Source organism: Psychrobacter sp. DAB_AL62B, from assembly GCF_028895345.1.
GTDB lineage: Bacteria > Pseudomonadota > Gammaproteobacteria > Pseudomonadales > Moraxellaceae > Psychrobacter.
Genome location: NZ_SAXC01000019.1, coordinates 1 through 8266, shown reverse-complemented (window position 1 = coordinate 8266; position 8266 = coordinate 1). Strand labels below are relative to the sequence as shown.

At 40.9% G+C, this 8266-nt stretch carries 10 protein-coding genes; 3 read left to right on the top strand and 7 right to left on the bottom strand.

Translation table 11 applies throughout. The annotated features are described in order from the left end of the window. Positions 1 to 338: 338 nt before the first annotated feature. From EPB74_RS13260 to EPB74_RS13250, 3 genes are all read right to left on the bottom strand, one after another. On the bottom strand, positions 339 to 890 hold the full coding sequence (locus EPB74_RS13260; protein WP_274904621.1) for a hypothetical protein: 552 nt from the start codon (positions 888 to 890) through the stop codon (positions 339 to 341). Between the two features lie 276 nt (positions 891 to 1166). After that, the gene (gene pssA / locus EPB74_RS13255) at positions 1167 to 2099 is read right to left on the bottom strand and encodes a CDP-diacylglycerol--serine O-phosphatidyltransferase (protein ID WP_274904620.1); all 933 of its coding nucleotides are present in this window, start codon (positions 2097 to 2099) and stop codon (positions 1167 to 1169) included. Between the two features lie 10 nt (positions 2100 to 2109). Then, complete coding sequence (locus tag EPB74_RS13250; protein ID WP_274904619.1) at positions 2110 to 2985, bottom strand: 23S rRNA (adenine(2030)-N(6))-methyltransferase RlmJ; 876 nt, start codon at positions 2983 to 2985, stop codon at positions 2110 to 2112. Positions 2986 to 3125: 140 nt separating this feature from the next. Here EPB74_RS13250 and EPB74_RS13245 point away from each other — a divergent pair, with 140 nt between their 5' ends. The 3 genes from EPB74_RS13245 to EPB74_RS13235 are packed head-to-tail and all read left to right on the top strand — an operon-like array spanning position 3126 to position 5947. After that, positions 3126 to 3914 (top strand): 2OG-Fe(II) oxygenase, encoded by a 789-nt coding sequence (locus EPB74_RS13245; RefSeq protein ID WP_274904618.1) that lies wholly within the window; start codon positions 3126 to 3128, stop codon positions 3912 to 3914. 58 nt (positions 3915 to 3972) lie between these two features. Continuing rightward, on the top strand, positions 3973 to 5184 hold the full coding sequence (gene dapE / locus EPB74_RS13240; RefSeq protein WP_274904617.1) for a succinyl-diaminopimelate desuccinylase: 1212 nt from the start codon (positions 3973 to 3975) through the stop codon (positions 5182 to 5184). A gap of 34 nt (positions 5185 to 5218) precedes the next feature. Next, entirely contained in the window at positions 5219 to 5947 is a 729-nt protein-coding gene (locus EPB74_RS13235; RefSeq protein WP_274904616.1) for a hypothetical protein, read from the top strand. 92 nt (positions 5948 to 6039) lie between these two features. Here EPB74_RS13235 and EPB74_RS13230 read toward each other — a convergent pair whose 3' ends face one another. The 4 genes from EPB74_RS13230 to EPB74_RS13215 form a co-directional block, all read right to left on the bottom strand. Then, positions 6040 to 6573: a GyrI-like domain-containing protein gene (locus EPB74_RS13230; protein WP_274904615.1), complete on the bottom strand. Its 534-nt coding sequence runs from the start codon at positions 6571 to 6573 to the stop codon at positions 6040 to 6042. Between the two features lie 101 nt (positions 6574 to 6674). Beyond that, positions 6675 to 6884, bottom strand: coding sequence for a Fe-S cluster assembly protein IscX (gene iscX / locus EPB74_RS13225; protein WP_011279849.1), 210 nt, complete (start codon positions 6882 to 6884; stop codon positions 6675 to 6677). 131 nt (positions 6885 to 7015) lie between these two features. After that, entirely contained in the window at positions 7016 to 7570 is a 555-nt protein-coding gene (locus tag EPB74_RS13220) for an acyl-CoA thioesterase (protein ID WP_274904614.1), read from the bottom strand. A gap of 154 nt (positions 7571 to 7724) precedes the next feature. Then, a partial coding sequence (locus EPB74_RS13215; RefSeq protein WP_274904568.1) for an NAD(P)(+) transhydrogenase (Re/Si-specific) subunit beta occupies positions 7725 to 8266 on the bottom strand: 542 nt, incomplete at its 5' end.

Here is an 8266-nt window from a genome sequence, read left to right as displayed (position 1 = left end):
TAAATAGTCTGTCAACCCTTTATTCTAATTCGTTTCAACTGGTTATCTGGGTTATAAGTTTGTTAACTTATTTGCCAGCTTCCTTTGCTGAGGTGCGTATTATAGACGCTTTTAATCTGGTGTCAAGGTATAAATTATTCTATTTTAAAAATAGTTTATTTGGCTGGATAATTGCTTAATAGCTTCGCTATTAATACTCAGTGGTAAACCACTCCCCGATCCGCCTTCCCTTTCGACTGGGTGGCATTATACTCGGTTTGAGACGGGGGTCAAGGGCTTTCGAAGGTTAATTTTCAATTCTTCAATAAACTTTAATCTTCCTACCAATATAGGTTTGATCAAGGACATATATTCGTAGTCCATTTCCCTGCTTTGTTACCTCGAAGACATTGATATTGCACACCATATTGAACCCAGTGCCAATTTAAATTAGAAGGCTTACCTTTTAGGGTAAAGCTAATACGATAACGTTCAGCGCTCACACTATCATCCATTAGACCAGAACGAGTAATAACAACAACCCCTGTCTTGGGCTGAGCTTTTGACGGATAGTAAAAAGCTTGTGCCAAATCATAATCCGCATGCACTTCATTAATACTACTATTAATGAGTTTGAGCTTTTCAAGTCCACAAGCAATCAGCCCTTTTTTCATAGAACACGGTGCTGATGCATAAGTAACGGCACCACCATTCATATTTAAATGATAAAAGTTAGCAGGATTGGCAGCTTCAGCGCGAGATATGGAGTTTACTGAGTTACTAGTAGCAGCATGTGAAGATAGGGAAGCGAATGACAATGAAAGTAAAGCACTCGTCATCACACCTTTTAACAAATACGCTGAGGCACTAGAAACAGGCAATAGATGATTGAAACTATTTAAATTCAACATAATAACCTCGACTTTGTTTATTGAATATAATGAGATAAAGAACAGTCGTAAAAACTTCACTTAGTACCTTCTACAATAACACTTTACATGATATCCAATCAAAGCTCATTTTTATTCTTTACTCATTATTTTAAGTACTTCTATTGTTCTTGTTACCTTCTCAACCTCGTGTTATCCCACCAACAATATTTATGGCAAAAAAAACCGCCTATTAAAAAATAAGCGGTTTGTATGTGCGTGTCTTAACCTAACATCTATTATAAAACAGTTATAAAGTTAACTCGTCGTTTTGGCTTTTAAAGTCGTTACGATACCTGATAAAGCATAGATAACACCAATCGCTAAGATGCCAACAGGGATATCGTATAACACGATACTCATGACCAATACGCCGATAATAAGAACCACAAAAGGGACTTTCTTCTTATCAAATTCTTTAAAGCTATAGTATTTAACGTTGCTGACCATTAGTAAGCCACAAATAACGACCCAAGCAGCAAACAAAAACATCACGATTGAGTCATATTGCCCGATCCATTGATTGTGGTCGACAGCAACCATGACAGCGGCTGTTACCAAGATGGCGGCAAGTGGACTTGCCAAACCAACAAAGTATTTTTTATCAACTTCACCAATCTGAACGTTAAAGCGTGCCAAACGGAACGCAGCGCACGCCGTGAAAACAAACGCACAACCTAAGCCAATACGACCTAATGGCTGCAAAGCAAAGCTATAAATTAAGATAGCAGGCGCAACACCAAAGGCTAACATATCGGCTAAAGAGTCATACTGTTCACCAAAGGGGCTTTGCGCATTCAGCATACGCGCTACCCGACCATCTGCGCCATCAAGAATGGCCGATAAGAAAATCGCTAAAGAGGCTTTATAAAACTCGCCTTGGGTACTGGCTAAAATAGAGTAAAAGCCAGATAGCAGCGATAAAGTCGTGATGAGATTGGGTGCTAAATAAACTCCGCGGCTGACCACGCGCTTACCTTCAGCGACTTCTGCTTCAATCACCTCAAACGTCAACCCATCATAGTTCTCATTATCCGCCAAGCGAATATCGAAATCATGCTCATCGACAAAAGGCGGTTGAGTGGCGGCGCTATCTTGTAATAAAGGCTCTTTTACCAGACCATCATTCATAACTTTATCGGTTACAAGACTATCCTTTACTACATTACTTGATGATTGATCAGTCGTCATAATAATATCCCTATTCGCCGACCAACCAGCGTACGTTGGTTGCACTATCGGGCGTTAAATCTGGTGCGTCAGCAACTTTCAATACCGGTTGTAAGAAGCGTAAAATCTCACGCGCATGGTTATCAAACTGCCACGGCGGATTGATCACCAGTAGCCCTGTACCATTAAGACCTACGGCAACATCGTTAGGATAAATATTTAGCTCACAGATTAACTGGCGTCTCATTTCAGTACGCTTTAGCTTTTTATAGAACAGCTCTACGGCTTCGATATTTTTAATCGGAAACCATAACGCATAAGTACCTTGTGGCCACTTATTATAAGAGTGCACCAATAGATCAATTAAACGAGTAAAGTCTTTATGCTCTTGCTCGTAAGGAGGATCCAAGAATATCAAGCCACGCTTCTCTTTTGGTGGAATAACCGCAGCGATACCTTCAAACGAATTGCGATGATGAATACCGATTGGCAATTTATGTAGCTGATAGTTCAGTGCATCGTACTCACTGGCTTTGGCTTCAAATGCTTCACCGCGCACACCAGCATCAGGATTTTTTTCAATATGATGGGCAATCCACCACGGTGAGCCAGGATAGACCTTTTTGTCATAGGTAAAACGGGCTTGCTTAATACCTTCCATATAATCTTTGACCGCAGTCGGAGCTTTTTCGACATCGGCTTTTACTAAGGCTTGGATACCGCCTTTTGCTTCACCAGTCTTGCGCGCCTCTTCACTGCCAAGCGAATACAGTCCACGACCGCCATAAGCATCAAGCACATAAAAAGGTTTGTTTTTCTGCCCCAATTGATTCAGTAGTTGTACCAATAAAATGTGTTTAACGATATCGGCAAAGTTACCAGCATGATAGGCGTGTTTATAGTTCATAAGTTCAAAAGTTTAAATAAGAAAAATTGCATCTATGGTAGCATAGGATAGGTAAAAGATAACGATGGTTTTGGTAAAAAGGCATTGATTGGCTGTGTATTGGCAGCGAATTGAATGTTTATTGATAACGGCGAGACGAAATGACAAAGATTATTAGCAATCTTGATGTGACAAAGTTGGTTGTCGACAATCCGATAGGACAGGATAATCCTCCTTTACTGTTTCCGCATAGCGATGACGATAGCCAAAAGCCACCAACTCAACATCGATTACATTCCTCCGATTTTGAGATAAATTGGGAAGACAAGCTGACTGATAGTCAACTGGATAAATTGGTCAGTGATGGCTGGCTGATTATTGACGATATCTTTGTGCAAAAAGCTTTGTTAGCGCTGCAAGCAGAAAGCGGCTTTATTGACTATCGTGATGCCCAGCTCACTGCCGGTATTCGTGTGAGCGATATTCGCGGTGACAGAATCCGCTGGATTACTGAGAATTTCTTTGCAGGCTATTATTATTTGCAAAGTATCAATACGCTTGCCACTTTATTCAATCGCAGCTTATTCGCTGGCATTCGCCATAGTGAAGCGCATTACGCTTGTTATCCAGTCGGTTTTGGCTACCAATGGCATAATGATAATCCAGCTGGGCGTGATGAGCGCGTTATCTCGGCAGTGTTTTATCTCAATGATGAGTGGACAGCAAGTGACGGCGGCGCGCTAGAAATCGTTGATAAACATGGCGTCCATCATAATGTGATGCCTGTCGCCAATCGTTTGGTGATATTTGATAGTGACCTGCAGCATCAAGTGCAAATTGCCCATCGACAACGCTACTCTATCGCTACTTGGTTAAGACGTGATGGCTTAGTACCGTTTGTTGAAGACAACATTTCAGCGCTAGAAAAACCATTAGACGTTAGTAATTAGCGGCACGTATTTAATGATTTGTATTTATCATCTCACCTTGTAATAAAAAAGGTTTCTCATGTCAGACGTTAATAAAAACATATTTTCTCAAACACACCAACAAGCAACTTTAGCCTTAAGTATCGCCCTACTTGAACGCCCTTCCGTCACCCCAGATGACGATGGCTGCCAAGATATATTGTCAGAACGACTAACGCAAGCAGGCTTTGCTTGCGAATTTATGTATTACGGAGATAGACAAGCGAAAGGCGAACACGCTGAGGTCAAAAACTTATGGGCGCGCCGTGGTACAGCAGATCCAGTCATTTGCTTTGCCGGTCATACCGATGTCGTACCGACAGGTGCTGAAAAAAATTGGACCTATCCACCATTTACCCCAACCATCGCTGATGGCTATTTATGGGCGCGTGGTGCCGCTGATATGAAAACTGGTATTGCCGCATTTACTGTCGCTGCCGAACGCTTCGTGCAAAACCATCCTGAGCACAATGGCTCTATTGCTTTTTTGATTACCTCAGATGAAGAAGGTCCGTCAATTAATGGTACGGTCAAAGTAATAGAAACCTTAGAAGCGCGTCAAGAAAAAATCACTTATTGTCTCGTTGGCGAGCCATCGAGTACCGATACACTTGGTGATATTATCAAAAATGGTCGCCGTGGCTCATTGGGTGCGGTACTCACTGTCACTGGCAAACAAGGTCATGTCGCCTATCCACATTTAGCCAGTAATCCTATTCATGCCGCTATGTCAGCGCTAGCGGAATTAACGGCTGCTACATGGGACAATGGCAATGACTACTTCCCTGCAACCTCATTGCAAATTTCCAATATTAAGAGTGGTACTGGCGCAACCAATGTCATTCCTGAAACCTTAGCAGTGGTATTTAACTTCCGCTTTTCAACAGAAACCACTGAAGATGAGTTGAAAGCAAAAACTCACGCTATCTTCGACAAATATTTCGCTGATAGCAAAGCCAAATATGATATCCATTGGAAGTTATCTGGTCAGCCATTTTTAACACCCGAAGGTAAATTGGTCTCGGCATGCCAACAAGCGATTAAATCTGTGACGGGGACTGATACGACATTATCAACTTCTGGTGGTACATCGGATGGACGCTTTATCGCCCCCACTAGCGCGCAAGTCGTTGAGCTTGGTGTGCGTAATGCAACGATTCATCAGGTTGATGAGAAGGTAGAAATTGATGATTTGGGAAAGCTTGCGCAGATATATGAAGGGATTTTAGAGAGTTTACTGTTAGATGAATAGCATAGCTAAATTAATACTCTAGGGATAAAAAATTGTGAAAGTTAATAAATTTTATCAGTCCTTTATATTTGCCATCTTAGGTTTAGCTATTAGTAGCTGCACCAATGTTAGAGAAATAAATTCTGATGTCGCAGACTCTAAAGTAGTAATAAAATCATACGACGGTAGTCTTGCTAGCGTTCAAGAAGAGCCAAATGCTGTTACCTCAGTTTTTAAGTCAAAAGCCCATATAGATTGGTCTAAACTTAAGGATAGCGAAAAGGTAGATGAAATAAAACGTCTTGTCAAAAATTACGGTGGCGAATTGCAAGGGCTTGCTTATTCAGATACAGGAATTATAGAGGCAGCTGACATTTATATTTTAAATGCGAATATATCAACAGTTAAGCGCCTACAACTGATAGAAACCTTGTCAGAATTGATAGGCACTCCTATAGCAGTGAATATTCAAGACAGTAGATTAACTAATGAGATGGGAAAAGTAGAAATCCTACAGCCATCAGTAGCTGACCAAAATCAAATGCCACGTTTTTCTATTGATAATGACGAACAAGTTAATGAAGTAGCGCGAATTGTAGAAATGTATGGCGCTAAATTGCAATCTCTCGGTTACTCAGGCGATTCAGAACTTAACCTTTCAATTAGCTATTATCCAAATAAATTCACTATGTCTGAGTTTGAAAACTTAGAGGCAGACTTAGAGTTTGTGACTGGTTTTAAAGTCACAGTGTTTAAAAAGAGCGTCATCATTAGGCCCCTTTAGTCCACCTTCATACATAATCGTTCAATTGGTGGGTTATGCTGCGCTAACCCACCCTACAGCCACTGACAAGATCGCGTCACAGATTTGCGACTCTACTCAATACCAATGTACAGCTCGACTTGACCATATTCTAGCTTACCCTCAACATAACGCTCAAAGTCGACATTATACGTTCGAGTATGCTCACAGCTTGGATCATTAAAATACGTCCATGCCTTCTCCCATGCATTCATAACAGTATTAGGCATGTTACCGTATTCAGAAAACACCATGTATTTACCTGCAGGAATACTGACTGTTACTAGGTTGCCTGCATTTCTATTCTTAGTAGCTTTGACAGGATTAGCAGTATCGTCATTGTCTGACTGTGCTTGCTCATCTTGCTGACTGCTCACCTTCCAACTGGCAACCACATCAAAAGCGCCTACATCATCACTCTCATAGTTGTGGTAAATACCATAGATATCCTCACCCTTTTCAAGTTGGCTCACGTGATTTTTGTAAAAACTTTGCCATAGCTTGCCTAACTTTGCCGTTTCATGGCTGATTTCAGCAGTATTGGTGGTGCGTACGCTGATGCCTGTGCAAGTTTGTACGTCTGTTAGCTCTTGGATTGGTGCAGTCATGAGGCGGTTTGTCCTGTTTTCATTTGAAGTTATGTTTGCTATTAAAGCTATGTTTGTTATTAATGCTATGTCTGTTAATAAAAGATAATAAGAAGGTCAATCTAGTCAGCTTCGTCAATCCAATTCATCTGAATCGCTTCTAAAATACCTTCATTGGAGCGTTGCGGATCATCATCAAAGCCTTCAAGCTCAGTCACCCAGCGATGCAAATCGGTAAAGCGGATATACTGCGGATCGGTCTCTGGGAATTTTTCATAAAGCTCAATGGCAATATCTAAACTGTCTGTCCATTTTAACTTCTGCGGGGTCATAGTTACTCCTTATTTTTCAATTATTTTTATAAAATAGCATTATAGAATATATAGACAATATATACATAAGCGCTATCCTATACATAAACACTATCCTAGCAAAATTCAGCATATGATTATAGCCAAGTTCGTTATGCCGCCTTTGCTGATTGAGTCGACTCAGTAGATTTAATCGCTACTTGATGCTGATTCCATGACTCAATAACTTCTGTCAGCTGCTCACCAGTCATATCTAGCACCGCAGTTGCGCACTTACCTTGCTTATTCGTTAAGACAAACTTGGTCATACCTACTGCCATCAATTGATTTTTGACAAAAAAGCGATGCTCAAAGTAGACGTATTTTTTATCCCAACCGACAAGCGTACTATTTATCGTCATCTTATCTAAAAACTTAATTTGCTTCAGATAGACCATCTCTTGCATGGCGATAATCCAGCCTAAATTTTTAATGTCCTTTTGATGACAGCACGCCATAAGCCATTTTGTGATATTTAGCTCAATAAAAGACAGATAGCGGTAATTAGGCAGATGATCTCGAAAGCCCATGTCGTGCGGTAATACACGATACTGACGTACAGTCGGTGCCGTTAATGTCTCAGTACTCAAGTGCTCACTTGCCGATTGCTGCTTGAGCTGCTGTTTTAATAGGCTAACCATAATAAAAAAACGTATTAACATATTCATAAATAACTCTCTTAACGCTTATTTTTTGTGAACTTATTTTGTATAGGGGTATTGAATATAAAAGCTGGCTACTGTAACGCAAAAAAGCCACCGCAGTGACTTTTTTATTTGGACGCTTCTATTTAAAAATTATGTTGAAAACCAATTTCAGAGATTAATGAGCACCATTAATACTACGCACCATCTCTTCGACCATCTTCTTGGCATCACCAAAGATCATCATGGTTTTGTCCATATAGAATAAACTGTTATCAAGACCTGCATAACCAGTATTCATCGAACGCTTAATCACCATCACCGTTTGCGCTTTAGTCACTTCTAGAATCGGCATACCAAAGATAGGTGACGTAGGATCATCTTTCGCAGAAGGATTGACCACATCATTGGCCCCAATGACCAATACCACATCGGTACTGGCAAAGTCTGAGTTAATCTCATCCATCTCAAGGATGTCATCATAAGGCACATCCGCTTCCGCCAATAGCACGTTCATATGTCCTGGCATACGACCAGCAACCGGATGAATGGCAAAGCGTACATTGACACCTTCTTCTTTTAGCAGCTCATACAGCTCTTTGACCGCGTTTTGTGCACGACCTTGCGCCATGCCATAACCTGGGACAATCACCACACTACTGGCGTTGGCCATTAAGAAACCCGCATCTTCTGCTGAACCTGCTTTATAGTTCTTTGGCG